At 39.9% G+C, this 17,396-nt stretch carries 13 protein-coding genes and 1 pseudogene; 13 read left to right on the forward strand and 1 reads right to left on the reverse strand.

Features of this window, described 5'->3' with window-relative positions:
• Positions 1-4: 4 nt before the first annotated feature.
• From MKY17_RS12500 to MKY17_RS12545, 10 genes are all read left to right on the forward strand, one after another.
• Positions 5-1,051, forward strand: coding sequence for a cytochrome d ubiquinol oxidase subunit II (locus tag MKY17_RS12500; RefSeq protein WP_339202006.1), 1,047 nt, complete (start codon positions 5-7; stop codon positions 1,049-1,051).
• Between the two features lie 28 nt (positions 1,052-1,079).
• Positions 1,080-1,838, forward strand: coding sequence for a hypothetical protein (locus MKY17_RS12505; protein WP_141994233.1), 759 nt, complete (start codon positions 1,080-1,082; stop codon positions 1,836-1,838).
• Between the two features lie 177 nt (positions 1,839-2,015).
• The gene (locus MKY17_RS12510) at positions 2,016-2,687 is read left to right on the forward strand and encodes a TetR/AcrR family transcriptional regulator (protein WP_141994232.1); all 672 of its coding nucleotides are present in this window, start codon (positions 2,016-2,018) and stop codon (positions 2,685-2,687) included.
• A 60-nt stretch (positions 2,688-2,747) separates the two neighbouring features.
• Positions 2,748-3,890, forward strand: a complete 1,143-nt coding sequence (locus tag MKY17_RS12515) for an acyl-CoA dehydrogenase family protein (RefSeq protein WP_141994231.1) — start codon at positions 2,748-2,750, stop codon at positions 3,888-3,890.
• 124 nt (positions 3,891-4,014) lie between these two features.
• Positions 4,015-5,652 carry an AMP-binding protein gene (locus MKY17_RS12520; RefSeq protein WP_339202372.1) on the forward strand — a complete coding sequence of 546 codons (1,638 nt, stop codon included), beginning with the start codon at positions 4,015-4,017 and terminating at the stop codon, positions 5,650-5,652.
• Positions 5,653-5,664: 12 nt separating this feature from the next.
• The gene (locus tag MKY17_RS12525; protein WP_339202009.1) at positions 5,665-7,014 is read left to right on the forward strand and encodes an acetyl-CoA carboxylase biotin carboxylase subunit; all 1,350 of its coding nucleotides are present in this window, start codon (positions 5,665-5,667) and stop codon (positions 7,012-7,014) included.
• 38 nt (positions 7,015-7,052) lie between these two features.
• Entirely contained in the window at positions 7,053-7,265 is a 213-nt protein-coding gene (locus tag MKY17_RS12530) for an acetyl-CoA carboxylase biotin carboxyl carrier protein subunit (protein ID WP_076371237.1), read from the forward strand.
• 17 nt (positions 7,266-7,282) lie between these two features.
• Positions 7,283-8,182 carry a hydroxymethylglutaryl-CoA lyase gene (locus tag MKY17_RS12535; RefSeq protein WP_339202013.1) on the forward strand — a complete coding sequence of 300 codons (900 nt, stop codon included), beginning with the start codon at positions 7,283-7,285 and terminating at the stop codon, positions 8,180-8,182.
• 19 nt (positions 8,183-8,201) lie between these two features.
• Positions 8,202-8,984, forward strand: coding sequence for an enoyl-CoA hydratase (locus tag MKY17_RS12540; RefSeq protein WP_141994228.1), 783 nt, complete (start codon positions 8,202-8,204; stop codon positions 8,982-8,984).
• A gap of 23 nt (positions 8,985-9,007) precedes the next feature.
• Positions 9,008-10,537 carry an acyl-CoA carboxylase subunit beta gene (locus MKY17_RS12545; RefSeq protein ID WP_179891086.1) on the forward strand — a complete coding sequence of 510 codons (1,530 nt, stop codon included), beginning with the start codon at positions 9,008-9,010 and terminating at the stop codon, positions 10,535-10,537.
• A 151-nt stretch (positions 10,538-10,688) separates the two neighbouring features.
• Here the strand turns inward: MKY17_RS12545 and MKY17_RS12550 are convergent.
• Positions 10,689-10,823: pseudogene (locus tag MKY17_RS12550) on the reverse strand (ADP-ribose pyrophosphatase); the annotation flags it as partial.
• Positions 10,824-12,080: 1,257 nt separating this feature from the next.
• Between MKY17_RS12550 and MKY17_RS12555 the strand changes: the two are divergent.
• Genes MKY17_RS12555 through MKY17_RS12565 form a run of 3 tightly spaced genes read left to right on the forward strand, consistent with a single transcriptional unit; the run spans position 12,081 to position 15,842 of the window.
• Positions 12,081-13,616: a spore germination protein gene (locus tag MKY17_RS12555; protein WP_098371982.1), complete on the forward strand. Its 1,536-nt coding sequence runs from the start codon at positions 12,081-12,083 to the stop codon at positions 13,614-13,616.
• 28 nt (positions 13,617-13,644) lie between these two features.
• Entirely contained in the window at positions 13,645-14,724 is a 1,080-nt protein-coding gene (locus MKY17_RS12560) for a Ger(x)C family spore germination protein (protein WP_098371983.1), read from the forward strand.
• A gap of 29 nt (positions 14,725-14,753) precedes the next feature.
• On the forward strand, positions 14,754-15,842 hold the full coding sequence (locus MKY17_RS12565; protein WP_098371984.1) for a GerAB/ArcD/ProY family transporter: 1,089 nt from the start codon (positions 14,754-14,756) through the stop codon (positions 15,840-15,842).
• The last annotated feature ends 1,554 nt before the right edge of the window (positions 15,843-17,396 follow it).

Here is a 17,396-nt window from a genome sequence, read left to right on the forward strand (position 1 = left end):
GCGGTTGAGTGATGCTCTTCTTGCAATAACATTGGTCTGGGGCTTTATTTTTCTTTATGCCATCATGGCCTCTATGGATTTTGGCGCCGGCTTCTGGGCAATGACTTACATTAAAAAGGAAGAAACGAATGCTACGAAGATTGCAAATAGCTATTTATCACCGACTTGGGAAGTGACTAATACTTTTGTGGTTGGTCTTGTAATTGCGATTTACAGTTTATTTCCAGGTGCGGTTTTCCCGATTGGGGTAGCCTTGATCGTTCCTGCGAGCCTGATATTGGTTCTGCTATGTATTAGGAGCGCTTTCTTGGTTTTCGCGCATAGCGTAGACAAATATGAAAAAGCGTTAACATATATCTCAGGATTGACGGGATTGATCATACCCGGGCTATTAATCAGTGTATTGCCCATCACCCATCTTGGATTTGTCGAAGGCGTGAGAGGAAATGAAGAATTGAATCTAACTAAACTTTTCACGAGTCCGAATGAGTATGCATTTGTGGGGTTTGGAATCATGAGCACGCTTTTTTTATCATCTTTGCTCCTGTCTGATTACTCAAAGCAGGCTGACGAAATGAAAGCATTCAAAATATATCGCAGGGATGCGATGTTAACGGGACCGCTTATGTTAGTCATGGCTCTGTTGGTTATGCTCACGTTAAAAAACGAAGCGAATTGGATCTACCAAGGAATGATGAAAAACTCGGCATTGTTATTCGTCTCGCTCGTTTTTTTTATCATTAGCGGGATAGCACTGTACTTACCCTATTTTTCTAAGCAGGAGGTTAAAGGGATGCCTCGCGTCGCTGTAATAGCGATTATCATTCAGTATTTAATCGGCAGTTATGTTTATGGTATCGCACATTTACCTTATATCATATATCCAAATGTCACGATTCTTTCAGGATTTACCGATCCAACATCTTTCCGGGCCGTTTTTGCCACATATATCGTGGGCTTTGCGATATTAGTGCCAGGGTTCTATTATTTCTGGTCCATCTTCATGAAAGATCAGCGTCGAAAGTTCAAACGGCGGCAAATGTCAAATTAGTTCATCTTGGAAAAGAGAGGTTATCACTATGAAAAAGTTAGATCTGCTAAAATATGCGGTTTTAGTCATCTCACTCTTTTTGAGCTATCAAGCGGTTGAAGCGCATGATAAAAATTTTCAGGTCGATGGCACTTATATTTCAACAAAAAGAGATGTAACAGGTGACCAGAAAATAGACATCATCCAGGTTCAGGGTTTGCCATATGAGGAAGGAAGCAAGTTTCTGAAGAAAATTGAGTTAAGTGTGGAAAGCAATCGCCGTACAATCAGCGTCCCGCTTGAAGCTGGGTATAATCCAGATCTCAAGGTTGCCGACTTGAATAATGATGGGGTCCAGGATGTATTGGTCACGGTTTTGATGGAAGGTAGAGAGCGGTTGATAACCAGTTACGCCTATACGTTCAAGGATGGAAAAGTGAGGAAACTGGAAATCCCTCCATCCGTTCCCGTAATGGCCCAATTTCTTGATGGATACAAAGCGAAAATCATCATTGAAGGTCAAAAGCCTGTGGTGATAGATGTCAGTTCCAGAAAACAAGCTTATGATGAAATGGGCATTTATCTAAATGGAAAATTAAATGAACCGACAGAGCTTATGGTTGATCCATATTCTTCACTGGACTTAAAGAACGTTTTTGGGAAAGGGAAAGCGCTTGTGGGAGTCCAAAATGTAAAAGGGTCCGATGAACGTGATTCGATACTGGAAATCAAATCAGTATGGAAGTATAACAATGGATGGCAGCTTGTAAAAGCCCAAGTTAAACCGGTCAAGGGAAGAAATAAATAGTGAATGTTATCATGGGATAGGCTTGCATGTGACATAGTTCAGGCATACTTTAGTTAAATAAAGAAGATGACAGCTCTTGGTATTGAGGGCTGTTTTTTGTTTAAATTAAAAATTGACAATTTTTAAATATTTGGTAAAATCTAAATAAATCCAGTTAACTACATATCCACACTCATTATGTTGTTAAATGTAAGCGGATACAAAGGGGGGTGCAGTCTTACGGAGTTAAAAGAAAAAATAATTGAAACGTCGCTGACTCTCTTCGATCAGCATGGTTTTCATGGTGTCTCCGTTAACGAAATCGTTAAGGCATGCGGAACTAGCAAGGGGGGGTTTTATCACCATTTCTCTTCCAAAGATGAACTCCTATTTGTCATTCATGATTACTTTATTTCATATGTTTTAATAAAAGCACAGGAAGCCATTTCAGAAAGTACCCATCCAACAGAAAAAATGCAAAAGATCATTCAATCATTCGTTAAAGTTTTTGACCTCTATAAACCACACATCTCAGTTTTCTATCAAGAAAGCATTTACTTAAAACCACCTTATGTTGAAGCAATTAAAAAAAAGCGTCAAATGTATAAAGAAATCATTTTTACCGTCATTAAAGAAGGCATTGACAAAGGAGTGTTCCGCAGCGAATTGCCAGTGGAAATTACCGGAATGTCAATTCTGGGCATGGTGAACTGGTCCTACAAATGGTACAAAAGGGACGGTGGAAAAACGATTGATGAAATCGGTGATATTTACGTTGATCTAATTCTGAATGCCCTATTAACAGATGAAGAAAAAGATGCGGAAATCACCCAACCATTTCTACTGAAGAACAATGTTGTTGTCGATTAAACAATTAACTTGATTTGTACAGACCAACTAGTCGGTCTCAATTGAAAGGGGAATGAACATATGGATTTTTCACTTACAAAAGAGCAGCAGATGATTAAGGAAATGGTTAAGGAATTTGCCGAAAAGGAAATTAAACCCATTGCGATTGAGCTGGATGCAAAGTCCATGTTTGCGGAGGATGTATTCAAAAAAATGGGGAAACTCGGGTTACTTGGAATTCCATTTCCTGAAGAATATGGCGGTTCGGGCGGAGATACGATTTCATATGCCATTGCAGTTGAAGAGGTTGGCAAGGCGTGCGGAGGAACCGGCTTAAGTTATGCTGCAGCAGTTTCGCTCGGAGCAAGTCCAATTTACTATTTTGGAACCGAAGAACAGAAGCAAAAATATCTGGTTCCAATCACGACCGGTGAAACTCTGGCAGCTTTCGGGTTGACAGAGCCTAATGCGGGTTCCGATGCTGGCGGTACGAGAACCACTGCTGTGTTGGAAGGTGATGAATATGTGATCAATGGTGAGAAAACATGGATTACAAATGCCAGCTATTCAAGAACCGTTACCGTCACTGCTGTATCGGGCAAAGATTCCAAGGGCAAGAATATCATCTCGGCATTCATCGTGCCAACCGATACCCAAGGGCTTACGATCAATAGCAATTATGAAAAAATGGGAGTTCGGGCTTCCAATACTTGTGAAATCATTCTGGATAACGTCCGGGTACCAAAGAAAAATTTATTGGGAGATCCAGACAAAGGGTTCAAACAATTCTTATTCACTCTGGATGGAGGAAGGATTTCCATTGCAGCTTTGGCCGTCGGTATCGCTCAGGCTGCCTTTGATAAAGCTTTAGCTTTTTCAAAAGAGCGCATACAATTCGGTAAATCGATATCAAATTTCCAGGCCATTCAATTCAAGCTGGCAGACATGGCGATGGAAATTGAACTGGCGAGGAATATGGTATATAAGGCGGCGTGGTTAAAAGACAATAAAAAGCCTTTTGCAAAGGAAGCGGCATACGCCAAGCTTTTTGCAAGTGAAACCGCTTTCCGGGCCAGCAATCAAGCGATTCAAATACATGGCGGTTCTGGTTACATGCGCGAATATGAAGTGGAGCGCTATTTAAGAGATGCTAAGTTATTGGAAATTGGTGAAGGCACATCCGAAATTCAAAGAATCGTTATCGCCAGACAATTAGGCTGTTAATCTTTATGGAACGTAAAATGAACGATGATGCTTTGGTTCATTTTGGTGAAATGCAGATGTTATCTATACAGCAAAACGCGTTCATTCTTACTTTTATTTGATTAGGAGGAGTTTGATGTCTGATTTGCTAGATATTACTATCGGGAAATTGCTTGAGAGGACAGCTGAACAATATGGTGATAATGAAGCGGTGGTGTACCATGAACTGGGCCTCCGCCATTCCTATCGCGAATTTGAAAAGATTTGCCGAAAGGCGGCCAGGGGGTTCATGTCACTCGATATAAAAAAAGGGGAACATATCGCCATTTGGGCGTCCAATAAACCGGAATGGCTTATATCCCAATTTTCCACCGCGAAAATGGGCGGGGTGCTGGTTACGGTCAACACTAATTACCGTACAAGTGAACTGGAATACTTGCTTAAGCAATCGGATGCGACGACGATCATCCTGATGGAACAATATAAGGATCATTCATATATTGATACGCTGTACGAAATCGTACCTGAATTGAAAAATGCAGAACCAGGAAAATTACAATCTGAGAAACTGCCAAAATTGAAAAATATCATCGTTTTAGGTGAAGCGCGATATCCCGGAACGTTTTCGTGGAATGATGTCATTAGCGGAAGCGAATCCATTTCGGAGGAGTCACTGGACATGAGGATGGAGGAATTGGCTCCCGATGATGTGATTAATATGCAATATACATCAGGGACGACAGGATTTCCAAAAGGAGTGATGTTGACGCATTCAAACTTGGTCAACAACGGATTGAATGTCGCGGAATGCATGAGGCTTACCGAAGTTGACCGGCTTTGCATCCCGGTTCCGTTTTTTCATTGTTTCGGCTGTTCCCTTGGTACGATGGCCTCGGTTTCTGTAGGGGCAACAATGGTGCCGATTGTGGAATTTAATCCACGCGTCGTCCTTCAGACCGTTGAAGCCGAAAAATGTACGGGACTTCATGGTGTTCCGACGATGTTCATCGCTCAACTTAATCTCGATGAATTTGACCAGTATGATTTACGTTCGTTGCGGACTGGAATCATGGCAGGCTCCACATGTCCGATTGAAGTCATGAAAAGCGTGGTGAATAAGATGGGAATCTCGGAAATCACGATTACTTATGGTCAAACGGAATCGTCTCCAGGAATTACGATGACAAGAACGGACGATCCGATCGAACTTCGTGTTTCCTCAGTGGGAAGGGCTTTGCCGAAAGTGGAAGTGAAAATTGTCGATCCAGTTACCGGGGAAGAAGTCCAGCGGGGCAAACAAGGGGAACTCTGTTCGAGGGGATACCATGTAATGAAGGGATATTATAATAATCCGGAGGCCACTGAGCAGGCGATTGACCGGGAAGGCTGGCTTCATACGGGTGATTTAGCAGTGATGGATGAAAGGGGTTATTGCAAGATTACAGGTAGGCTGAAAGACATGATCATTCGCGGAGGGGAAAATATCTATCCCCGTGAGATTGAAGAATTCCTCTATCAACATCCTGCAATTGTCGATGTCCAGGTACTCGGCGTTCCAGATCAGAAGTATGGGGAAGAGGTAGCGGCATGGATCATTTTGAAAGCAGGAGAAACACTGACGGAGAAAGAATTGATAGAGTATTGCAAAGGGAAAATATCTTTTCATAAAATTCCCCGTTACATTCAATTTACCGATGCTTATCCCATGACTGCATCCGGGAAAATCCAAAAGTATAAGCTTCGGCAACAAACTCTTGATCTACTATCGGAACGCACTAAATAAGGAGGGTATCGAATGATTCGAAAAATTCTTATCGCAAACAGGGGAGAAATAGCATCACGCATTATTCGTACATGCAGGAAGTTGGGAATACTTACTGTCGCCGTCCATTCGGAAGCAGATGCGGATTCGCCATTTGTGGGATTGGCGGATGAGGCATATTTATTGGGTGGCCCGAGAGTACAGGAAAGCTATTTAAACGTCAATAAGATTTTGGAAATAGCTAAGAAAACGGGAGTGGAAGCCATTCATCCTGGATACGGATTTCTTAGTGAAAACGCAGATTTCGCACGTTCATGCGAAGAAGCAGGCTTGATATTCATTGGTCCAAAACCAGAAATCATCCAGCAGATGGGCAATAAAGTCGAGGCACGGAAAAAGATGGAACAAGCGGGACTTCCATTGGTGCCTGGATTTTCACGTCCGTTAATTGATAGTGCAGAAGCGGCAGCCGTTGCCGAAAAAATTGGCTATCCAGTCATGTTAAAAGCAGCAGCAGGCGGCGGGGGAATCGGCATGCAGGCCGTTGCTAATGAAGATGAATTGACCAAGGCCTTCGAAGGGAATCAAAAACGTGCCCAATTGTTTTTTGGCAATGGAGATATGTTCATAGAAAAACTGATTGAGAAGCCTCGTCATATCGAAATTCAGGTATTGGCGGATTCCTTTGGGAATGCTGTTTACTTATGGGAAAGGGAATGCTCCGTTCAAAGGCGCCACCAAAAGGTCGTAGAAGAGGCTCCCTCTTCTTTCCTTGACGAAGAAACAAGAAACAGGATGGGAATGGCTGCAGTGACAGCGGTAAAATCCATTGGTTATAGCAATGCGGGCACCCTCGAGTTTTTAGTTGATGGTGATAAAAATTTTTATTTCCTGGAAATGAATACACGTCTTCAGGTTGAGCATCCTGTCACCGAAGAAATTACGGGGCTGGATTTAGTCGAGCAGCAAATTAAAATTGCATCGGGCAACAAATTGGAATTCACTCAAAGTGAGATTAAACAGGATGGACACTCCATTGAAGTGCGCATATACGCTGAAGACCCGAAAACGTTTTATCCAGCACCGGGGAGAATCACCAGCATGGAACTTCCGGAAGGGGAAGGGATCCGTCATGAATTGGCGGTTCATGGAACTTCCGTCGTGTCCCACTTTTATGATCCGATGATTGCCAAATTGGTAGTGAGCGGCGATTCAAGGGATAAAGCGATCAAGAGATTAAGAGAAGCGCTGGCAAACTATAAAATAGAAGGAATAAAAACAAACCTTCCTTTGCTTATGGAAATAATTTCTCATGAAGCTTTTTCCCAAGGAGATACGACTACGGATTTCATTGCGAAATATATTAAAAAATTGACTGTATAACGCATATTTTAAAACAAAATGATCAGGAGGAATGTAAGATGGCAGAATTAAAGGCAAGCATGGCAGGAAGCGTTTGGAAAATCGTAGCGAATGAGGGGCAAAGTGTAACAGACGGACAGGACATCATTATCTTGGAATCGATGAAAATGGAAATCCCCATTGCAGCCGAAGAAGCTGGCACCATCAAAGAACTTAAAGTGAATGAGGGGGATTTCGTAAATGAGGGCGACATTTTGGCCGTCATTGAATAAAAGGACGGAGGGGTAAGATGAATTGGCCTGAAAAAGTGACAATTAAGGAAGTGGGTCCGCGTGACGGGCTGCAAAATGAAAAGGTCATGATACCTGCACAAAGCAAAATAGAATGGATCGATCAGCTCTCTGATACGGGATTATCTTATATAGAAGTGACTTCTTTTGTCCATCCAAAGTGGATTCCCCAATTGAGGGATGCCGTTGAGGTTGCTAAGGGAATAAAGCGCAATCCCGGTATCACTTATGCGGCCCTTGTACCCAATCAAAGGGGACTGGAGTCGGCTCTTGAAGCTAATATCGATGAAATTTCCGTGTTCATGTCATCCAGTGAAACGCATAATCTTAAAAATATTAATAAATCGATCTCTGATACCTTTCCAATAATGAAGGATGTCATCGGGACAGCAGCAAACAGCGGGAAAACGGTTAGGGGCTATATTTCAACTGTTTTCGGCTGTCCTTATGAAGGGGAGGTTTCGACCGAACAGGTTTTCCGTGTTTGTGATCAACTGTTTGAATATGGAATCCATGAGGTCTCATTGGGTGATACCATTGGGGTCGCATCTCCAAGACAGGTCGCCTTGTTCCTAGAACAGGCAGTAAAAAGATATGATATAAGCCGAATTGCCCTCCATTTTCATGATACAAGGGGTATGGCACTCGCAAATGTCCTTGAATCACTGAATTATGGTGTTGACACTTTCGACTCTTCGCTCGGAGGATTAGGGGGATGTCCGTATGCACCAGGTGCGAGCGGAAATGTGGCAACAGATGACCTGATCCATATGCTACATAAAATGGGAATTCAAACGGGAATCAAACCAGAAAAATTAATGAAGGCTGCGGCCATGATGCAAAGCTTTTTGGAAAAACCATTGCCTAGCCATCAGATGGCTGTTTATAACGCACAATAAGAGAAATTGAGGTGAATTTATGACTTCATTAGTGGAGATCAGTCATGAAGATAATGGAATTGCCCTCGTGACTTTAAACCGGCCTGATGCTGCTAATGCTCTATCCACAGAACTGCTTCATTGCTTAGTTGAAGGGCTGTATGAATTGAGAAGAGATTCCAATTTACGAACGGTCATTTTAACGGGAGCAGGTAAAAAGGCGTTTTGTGCAGGTGCGGATCTTAAGGAACGAGCAGGTATGAATGATGATAAAGTCAGGGAGACAGTCAAGTTGATTGGTGACACGATTACGGCTGTAGAAAACCTTCCAGTTCCTGTCATCGCCGCGATTAACGGTTCGGCTTTTGGCGGAGGGCTGGAATTGGCACTCGCTTGTGACATACGCATCGCATCGGAAACGGCTAAGGTTGGACTGACAGAAACGTCATTGGGCATCATCCCAGGCGCCGGCGGTACTCAGCGACTGCCGCGGATAGTCGGAATGCCGACAGCGAAAGAACTGATTTATACGGCAAGGAGGTTGGATGCAAAAACCGCACATGCCTTGAAAATCATCAGTCATGTATACTCACCCCAACATTTACTAGAGGAAGCGAAAAAATTGGCTGGGGAAATTGCAGTCAATGCCCCATTAGCACTCAGGGCTGCAAAAGCGGCGATCAATCAAGGGGCTGAGACTAATTTGAAAACAGGATTGCAAATTGAAAAAGACTGCTATCAGACAACTTTAAAAACCCGTGACCGACTGGAGGGTCTGTCAGCATTCAAGGAAAAGCGCAAACCGGTTTTTAAGGGCCAATGATTTCAATTGAAGGAGGAACAGGGATGGTAACGACGGATAAACTAACCGAAACGGTTGAAACGATTAAAAAAGGCGGTTTAGAAAAATATCATCAAAAAAACGCTGAAAAAGGAAAGCTTTTCGTACGTGAACGGCTAGAGCTGCTTTTCGATGAAGGGGTTGAAATAGAGGACGCTTTCTTTGCTAATTGTGCCAGTGATGGATTACCTGCTGATGGTGTAGTTACAGGCATCGGGAAAATCAATGGTCAGAGGGTCTGTGTCATGGCCAATGATTCGACTGTAAAAGCTGGTTCCTGGGGAGCAAGGACCGTCGAGAAAATCATTCGCATTCAGGAAACAGCTGAAAAGCTACAGTTGCCGCTTCTTTATTTAGTCGATTCTGCCGGGGCACGAATTACGGATCAAGTAGAAATGTTTCCGGGACGCCGCGGAGCAGGACGCATCTTTTACAACCAAGTGAAGTTATCAGGAAAAGTCCCGCAAATTTGTCTATTGTTCGGTCCGTCTGCCGCAGGCGGGGCATATATCCCAGCTTTTTGTGATATTGTCGTAATGGTTGATGGCAATGCATCCATGTATTTAGGTTCACCGAGAATGGCAGAAATGGTCATTGGCGAAAAGGTAAGCGAAGAGGAAATGGGCGGGGCGAAAATGCATTGTTCTGTTTCAGGATGCGGCGATGTGCTTGTCAAGTCGGAAGAAGAATCCATCGCGTTTGCGCGCAGATACTTAAGCTATTTTCCAGGAAATTATCAAGAAAGACCTAAAAGCGTAAAACCTGAGCTGCCTGCAGATTTCGAAAAAACATTGGAAGACCTGATTCCCAAAAATCAGAATGCACCCTTCAATATGTATGACCTGATCGATAGGGTTATAGACAGGCAATCGTTTTGTGAAATCAAGAAACTATTTGCACCCGAATTAATTACTGGGCTTGCAAGGCTAAATGGACAAACGATAGGGATCATAGCCAATCAGCCGCGTGTCAAGGGCGGCGTCCTGTTCCATGATTCAGCTGATAAGGCAGCCAAGTTCATCAATTTATGTGATGCTTTCCATATACCGCTGTTGTTCCTGGTGGATATTCCAGGATTCATGATTGGGACGAAGGTCGAACAGGCTGGGATCATTCGCCATGGTGCGAAAATGATTTCGGCCATGAGTGAAGCCACGGTTCCCAAGATTTCTGTCATTGTCCGTAAGGCTTATGGTGCTGGACTATACGCGATGGCTGGTCCCGCTTTTGAACCGGACTGCGTACTTGCCTTACCGACGGCATTGATTGCGGTCATGGGGGCAGAAGCTGCGGTCAATGCAGTCTATGCCAATAAAATAAATGCGATGGAACCAGAAGAGCGCCCGGCATTCATCGAACAGAAGCGCAATGAGTATAATGAAGATATCGATATCTACCGCTTAGCCTCCGAAATGATTGTTGATGGCATCATCCAGCCAAATGACCTGCGTGATGAATTGAGCACCCGGTTTGAAGCGTATAGCAGTAAGCAATTGACATTTACCGATCGTAAACATGGAGTCTATCCCGTTTAAAGAATTCAATAAACAAGCCCGGTCATCATGACCGGGCTATTTATCATGTATGAAAATAAATGATTTTTTAAATAATTAGAAAATTTTTCTGATTTTGAGTTGCTAAATTACACAAGGAAGAGTACTTTAATTAGTAATTAATGATTTACTAATTACTTTCCTTATCTTTTGTGGCACGTTTGATTAATAATAGCTTCAAAAACATTTCAGGCGGGGCTTTCTCTGCAGTTTTCTTAGTAGTGATAGTAAAAATCACAATATCTGCTGTGTATCCATCCGGAGTAATGTATTTCTTTTTTTCCTGTAGTAGAGATGTAGTAGTAGGATGTCAGTAGTATACGTTAACGAAAGGAATTGTACATATATATTTTTGTAGTTAGAGAGAATAAGGTTCCTGAGCGACAAGGTAAACGCTTCGATCCAAGCTTTAGATAAAGTTCTAATAGGGTATTCCAATCTCTATAACAATAGGGGATGATGGAATATTTAAAAAGACAGATGATGAAAAGCCTAGGTTTTTTCAAAAGTTTCTAAATGATACATTCCTTTCGCCACGTTCTATCCCACCAATATATAAATATTGAATTTCAGTTATCCGCCAATTGTTCTTGTTCACCCTTTAAGCATGGAAAACAAGTTACGAGCTGAATTATCCAATAATCTAAATAATAACAGACAAAAAGACTTCTATACACAGTGTGGAAGTCCATTCAACTTAACTATCATTACCTGCCTTTTCTTCTATAGAGATTAATATTTTCGATTTGGTATATCAGGCCGCTAAAAGCATACAAAAGTTACAAACTGGAGATACTTCTCCTGAATCCATCATTGCACATCATTTTGTGGAAAGGCTTTCATGCAAATCAATTAAACAAGACGAATAGGGAGAAGAATGGCGAAAAGCCTCCCACGCACACACCAAAGTACAAGCATTAAGGCGTTACAGTTTTAGTCTTACGTAGTTGTAAATATCGATGAATAGATATTCTTACCCTTGATGATTTCGAGGATTTTGTGTGGATTTGGGTCATGCGGAAAATTACAACAGATATATAAGTAGAGGATGATCAAGAAACTGATATTAAGATTATACAAATAGTAGATAATGAGGGCATAAATCAATGAAGTTTAAAAAAAGGTTTGAAAGAAAATGATGATACACTAATAAGCAAACTGTTTGAACAAAATGAGGGATGGGTTAATGTATGGACCGGTTTAAATGAGTATACTGAATTTGGTATAAAATTGAGGGGAGCATTAGAGTTTAAACTCCATTCGATGATTTAAGAGAGCCTTTTGGCTCTTTTTATTTTGAAAAAGTTTTAACTTTGTAAATTTGTGTTTTGCTGTCCTACCCTACCCCTACAGGGATTATTTCTATTAGGATCAGGGTCCTTTGCTTACTCTAAGCTATATTTTTATTATGTAAACTGGGGAGGATAAAGTTTTCACTTATTATAAAACGGATTTACATAAATATGGGGATGACTTTACATAATATAGAAGGATATGAATTCCTTTGTAATAGGGAGGTGATTAGATGTTCTTCAAAAAACGAAAGATTAGAAATAATAAAGACAAACAGGCCGTGACTGAGAATTCACAAGATATTGGCCAGCTGTTTGCTAAGGTTAAAAAATCCAGTGATTTTAAACAATTTCCACTTACGGATGAAGCGGGACATTTAATCATTTCTTACTACAATACACTGGTCGATCAACAACAACTCCAACTGAAAATTTTAATGATTTTCCGAGAGACCCCTTTTGAACTAGGCAGGCTAGAGAAAATTGATGACATAAAGAAAATCATCGCAATAGAAGATATTGTAATAACGGATAATCGGAACGAAGCTGAATCAAAGTTACTTAAAGGGTATGCGATACTTCAAATGAAGGAAAATGATCAAAGGGTTGCTTTAATTCTCTTATCTAATGATAAAGCTGGATTGCGTGAACAAAATAATGTTGAAAATGAGTTTAGTGTGGTGGGGCCACAAATTGGGTTTCTTGAGAATATTGATGTAAATATACATTTATTAAGACAACAAATAAATACAACTGATCTAATTACGAAGGAAGTAAACATTGGTTCTACTTCAAATACTCGAGTTATTATTGCTCATATTGATGGGATTACGAGTGAGCAGCATGTTAATACCATGACCCAACGGCTTCAAGATATTGATTTTGATGTCATTTTTGATACTTCTCAGCTGCATCAATTTATAGAAGATAATTCCATTACACCGTTTCCTTTGCTTCTTCCAACTGAACGTGTGGATAGGGCGGTTCACTCTCTTATTAACGGACAAGTAGCTGTTTTAAGTAGTGGGTCGCCATATGTCATTACAGGTCCTTCTACGATCATTGATTATTTTATTTCACCAGAAGATTACTTTCTCCCATGGATTCTTGCATCTTTTTTTCGTTTAATACGGGTATTCAGTGTCCTTTTCTCCATTTTTGGAACATCTATTTATATAGCCGTTATCACTTACCATTACGAGATGATTCCAAACGATTTATTCGGTTCACTTAGTATTTCTCGTTATAATGTCCCGTTTCCGCCGGTATTAGAGGTGATTTTTCTGGAATTCACGATTGAACTATTACGTGAAGCGGGAGTCCGGTTACCTACAAAGGTAGGACAAACATTGGGAATAGTGGGCGGTATTGTTATCGGTCAAGCGTCAGTTGAGGCGTCCCTTACAAGTAATGTCTTACTCATTATAGTCGCCTTATCTGCCTTAGCTTCCTTTACTACTCCAATTTATAAAATGTCGAACACTATACGGTTTTTACGTTTTCCTTTAATTCTCTTTGCATCTATTTGGGGGGGACTAGGTATCGTTATCGGAATTGCCTTTTTAATCATTCACCTTACACGGTTAGAATCATTAGGAACACCCTATACCGTTCCATTTTATCCTTTTAGGCCTGAGGATTTAACGGACAGCCTGATCCGTTCCTCTTATAGTAAAACATCCAAAAGGCCAAATTATTTACGGCCTAAATCAATTTGGAGATACCACCCACATAATCACAAAAAAAAGAAAAGTGATTTTGATGAATAATCAGGAAAGGATAATAAAGGTGAATTAAATGAAATTATGTTTTCTGTTAACTTTTAGCTTAACTTTCTTTTTATCAGGGTGTGGTATACATGAGAGGATCATTGATGAAGTTCAGATAATTGAAGCTCTAGGATATGATCGGGAAGAAGGAAAAGTTAAAGGAATTGTTATTTATCCTACTTTCGCAGAGCAGGGAAATGTCAAATTGAAGATTAATAAAACGGTGTCTGATTCATATGAAGACATACTCCCGAGAATGAATGCAAAATCAGCCTATCCTATTGAGACAGGAAAATTAGATTTTATATTGTTCGGCAAGGAATATGCCACACAAGGGATCGAAGATGTTATCACTAATTTTGCCCGAAATCCAAATACAGCGAGTCGAATGCAGTTGGGCATTGCTGAAAACACAGCCGAAGATATACTTCAATCCAGTAAACATGTGAATCTTTCATTCCATTTAAGTGAAAAAATCAATCAAAACATTGAAAGTGGTAATTTGCCAAAAATGAATCTGCACATGTTTTTGAACAATTTTCATCAAGAAGGGAGGGATCAAATTTTACCTTACCTTATCCTAGAGGAAAATCAAATTAAAATTGACGGGTTAGCTTTATTAAAAAACGGGAAGTACATAAATCATATTAATTTAAGACAGTCCTTAATTCTAAAAACATTAATTGATGGGTCTCAAAATGGACAATATAAAACCAAAATCACGCAAAATAAAAAGGAAGGTTTTATTCTCTTGAAAAACCTGGATGCAAAAACTACATATACGGTTGAGAAAAGCGAAGGCATTCCGAGTATATTCATCGATTTAACCATCCATGCAGAGATTGAAAAAGCATCATCCTGGTTTGATTTGAAAAAAGATAAAGATATTGTAAAATTGGAACGAACTTTAAATGAACACTTTAAGGAAGAGGTCCAACGTTTAATTTCACTGGCACAAGGATACAATGTAGATCCCATTGGGTTGGGAGAAAAGGTTAGAGCCAACTCAAGAAATTGGGACTATCAACGGTTTATGGACATATACCCAGAAGTAAAAACCACTGTACACACAAATATTGACATACTAAATACAGGTATTGAAGAGTAAGTCTGCCAGATAAGAGAAGGAGGAGCCACGTGAAATCATTACTAGACGAACGACATTTAGTATCTTCCTTTTACGTTTTCTTTCTGATCTACACGAATATTATTGGCATAGGAATCATGAGTTTTCAACGAGATATAACGAAGGACGCAGGTTATGATGCATGGATTTCCATCATTTTATCAAGTATAAGCATTCATATACTAGTTTGGATGATCTATCGTATTCTTGGAATTGCTAAAAATGATGTCATACATGTTCACAAATTTTGCTTTGGAAAATGGATTGGCGGACTGTTCAACATTTTTGTGATTTTCTACTTTCTTATATTAGCGTTAATTGTTTTCCGTGTTTATATTGAAGTTGTTCAAGTTTGGCTGTTTCCCTTAATGAAGACCTGGCAAATAAGCCTCATTCTTCTAGTCCTCATTTATTACGTTGTATCCGGTGGATTCCGCGTGATTACTGGAATGTGTTTCTGGGGAACTATTATACCTTTTATTATCCTGTTTCCCCTTAATTTTTTTTCGTTGGAATTTGCCAATTTTCACAATTTATTACCCGTCTTTAACCACTCTCTGAAGGAAATCGTATCATCCTCTAAAGCTATGTTGTTTCAGTATGTTGGCTTTGAGACCTTATTCATGTTCTACCCATTCATAAAAAATCCAGACAGATCACAAAAATGGGCCCATTTTGGACTTTTGTTCTCAAGCTTACTTTATCTAATAGTAGCACTCATCACATTTGTTTTCTTTAGTGAAGGACAATTAAACCATACAATATGGCCCACATTAGATCAAATGAAAATTGCGAAATTCCCTCTAATAGAAAGAGTCGAATTTATCGTTGTTTCGATTTGGTTACTTCTCATATTACCCAATATCAGTGTGAAAATATGGGCAGGTTGTCGTGCTATTAAGAAAGTAATAAATGTGAAACAACGTATAAGTCTGTTCATTGTACTGGTCCTATTCTTTATTATAGCTAATGTGCTCAAAGAGAGGAGTCAAATAGAGCGATTGAATGAAATGTATTCAAACATTGCTTTTTACTTTGTGTATCTATATATCCCTTTTCTCTTTTTGTACATTCATATTAAGCATAAAATAACTAAGTAGGATAGAAAGCTTCTAGAAACTTATAATACAATCTGGGCAGATCGTTTTGGAAGGATTCAACAGAAAAGGTCTGCAGTTACATTTGGGAAGGTGAACCATTCCAAATCACAGAAATTACAATGGATGATCCTAAACTAAGTGAGGTTTTTAGATCGCCTTATTGCGTCAGGGATTTGTCACACTGATGTTCTAACACAAATCAAGCTTACCATTATATATTTCTCCATTGGTTTTTGTAAATGTAGGTACCATAACGCATTTTGTTGGTTTGAAGTTAATTAGGGGGGGAGGAATGGGAGTAAGTAGGGTAGGTGCAATTGTGCGGAATAAGCCCTAAGAATCTTAGTTTTAATATTAATTACAGATTCAAATAAGAAAAGAAAATTGAAGAGAACCATTTGATTGATTAATGATGTACTTCTTAAACTAACGAGTGCGATACTTCAATAAGAGGTATCGTTTTTCTTATTGAGCTCCCATGAAAATTAAAAAATCTCAATATCCAGAAAAAACCACAACAAAATTGACCCAGTAAAAACGCTTTTTAAAAAAAGGCTGAGCCTTATGAGTGATCTAATTGAGTTTGGTAAATCGTTAAACAAAAACCTCCAATCATTGCAAATTAATTAAAGGCTAGCGCGACGATCAAAAAGGATTAATCTCCCATGAGTGCTACCCATAAAGGGCGCGACAGTCGGTGGTACACCGTGGTCGTCGGAGTCAGACTAACTGATGGGCTCAAAGGCACTATAGTTCAACGACCTTCTTCGCCAGCCATTAAAACATTATGACCTAGAGACCAATTTTCATTCTCTGCGGTGAAGCGCTGATTTTTGCGCTTCATGGATGGCTAACGGGTGCGTTAGCTGAAAACAGGAGCTGTTTTTAAGGCAGCACATTCTTTATGTACCGGCATTTTAGTTGAAGAAAAAAATGATTTGATTAGTGTTGAATTAAAAACTAAATACCCTAACTATAGCTTATACCAAGGTGTAACTGCCGGGCAGGAACAAATATTTAGACAGTTGGTCAGAATATATTGAATAAGAAAAAAGAGTCGGCAAAGCGACTCTCCTCTAAAATTCTCCGTGTTTAACTTAATAAGTATTTATTCAATGCTTGTTGTAAAGTTCCTAATGTTTGATCCGAAATTTTATATTGAAGCCATCCAATAACGTCTTATTTAACTTCTACGCAAAAGATATAGACGAAGTTCACCAATTCATCAAGAGTAATAACATATCCATTGTCAAAGAAATAGAGCGAATTAGAGATTTTGCTTATTTTAACTTTCAAGATCCAGATGGTAATGTACTTATGATTTGTAATGGTTAATTTTCTTTGGGAGTAGTCGGCTATACTACTCCTTTTAACTTTTTTTGCAGTTTGCGTCAACTCTACAACAAGTCTTAAGAAACTAATGGTTGCGTTAGCTGATGTTCAATTTAATTTGTAAGGTTCAATGGATGTATGGAAATGGTCCGGCTTATTTTGAGTTAGTAAAACAACAAGGGCTAGAAGGAATTGTCAAAAAAGGAAATTAAAAATATCAGA

It is taken from the genome of Peribacillus sp. FSL P2-0133 (genome assembly GCF_037975445.1).
Lineage (GTDB): Bacteria > Bacillota > Bacilli > Bacillales > DSM-1321 > Peribacillus > Peribacillus simplex_E.

Coding starts and splice junctions, on each gene's coding strand:
- MKY17_RS12505 (WP_141994233.1), top strand. CDS start 1,080: ATGAAAAAGTTAGATCTGCTAAAATATGCGGTTTTAGTCATCTCACTC.
- MKY17_RS12510 (WP_141994232.1), top strand. CDS start 2,016: ATGTTGTTAAATGTAAGCGGATACAAAGGGGGGTGCAGTCTTACGGAG.
- MKY17_RS12515 (WP_141994231.1), top strand. CDS start 2,748: ATGGATTTTTCACTTACAAAAGAGCAGCAGATGATTAAGGAAATGGTT.
- MKY17_RS12525 (WP_339202009.1), top strand. CDS start 5,665: ATGATTCGAAAAATTCTTATCGCAAACAGGGGAGAAATAGCATCACGC.
- MKY17_RS12530 (WP_076371237.1), top strand. CDS start 7,053: ATGGCAGAATTAAAGGCAAGCATGGCAGGAAGCGTTTGGAAAATCGTA.
- MKY17_RS12535 (WP_339202013.1), top strand. CDS start 7,283: ATGAATTGGCCTGAAAAAGTGACAATTAAGGAAGTGGGTCCGCGTGAC.
- MKY17_RS12540 (WP_141994228.1), top strand. CDS start 8,202: ATGACTTCATTAGTGGAGATCAGTCATGAAGATAATGGAATTGCCCTC.
- MKY17_RS12545 (WP_179891086.1), top strand. CDS start 9,008: ATGGTAACGACGGATAAACTAACCGAAACGGTTGAAACGATTAAAAAA.
- MKY17_RS12555 (WP_098371982.1), top strand. CDS start 12,081: ATGTTCTTCAAAAAACGAAAGATTAGAAATAATAAAGACAAACAGGCC.
- MKY17_RS12560 (WP_098371983.1), top strand. CDS start 13,645: ATGAAATTATGTTTTCTGTTAACTTTTAGCTTAACTTTCTTTTTATCA.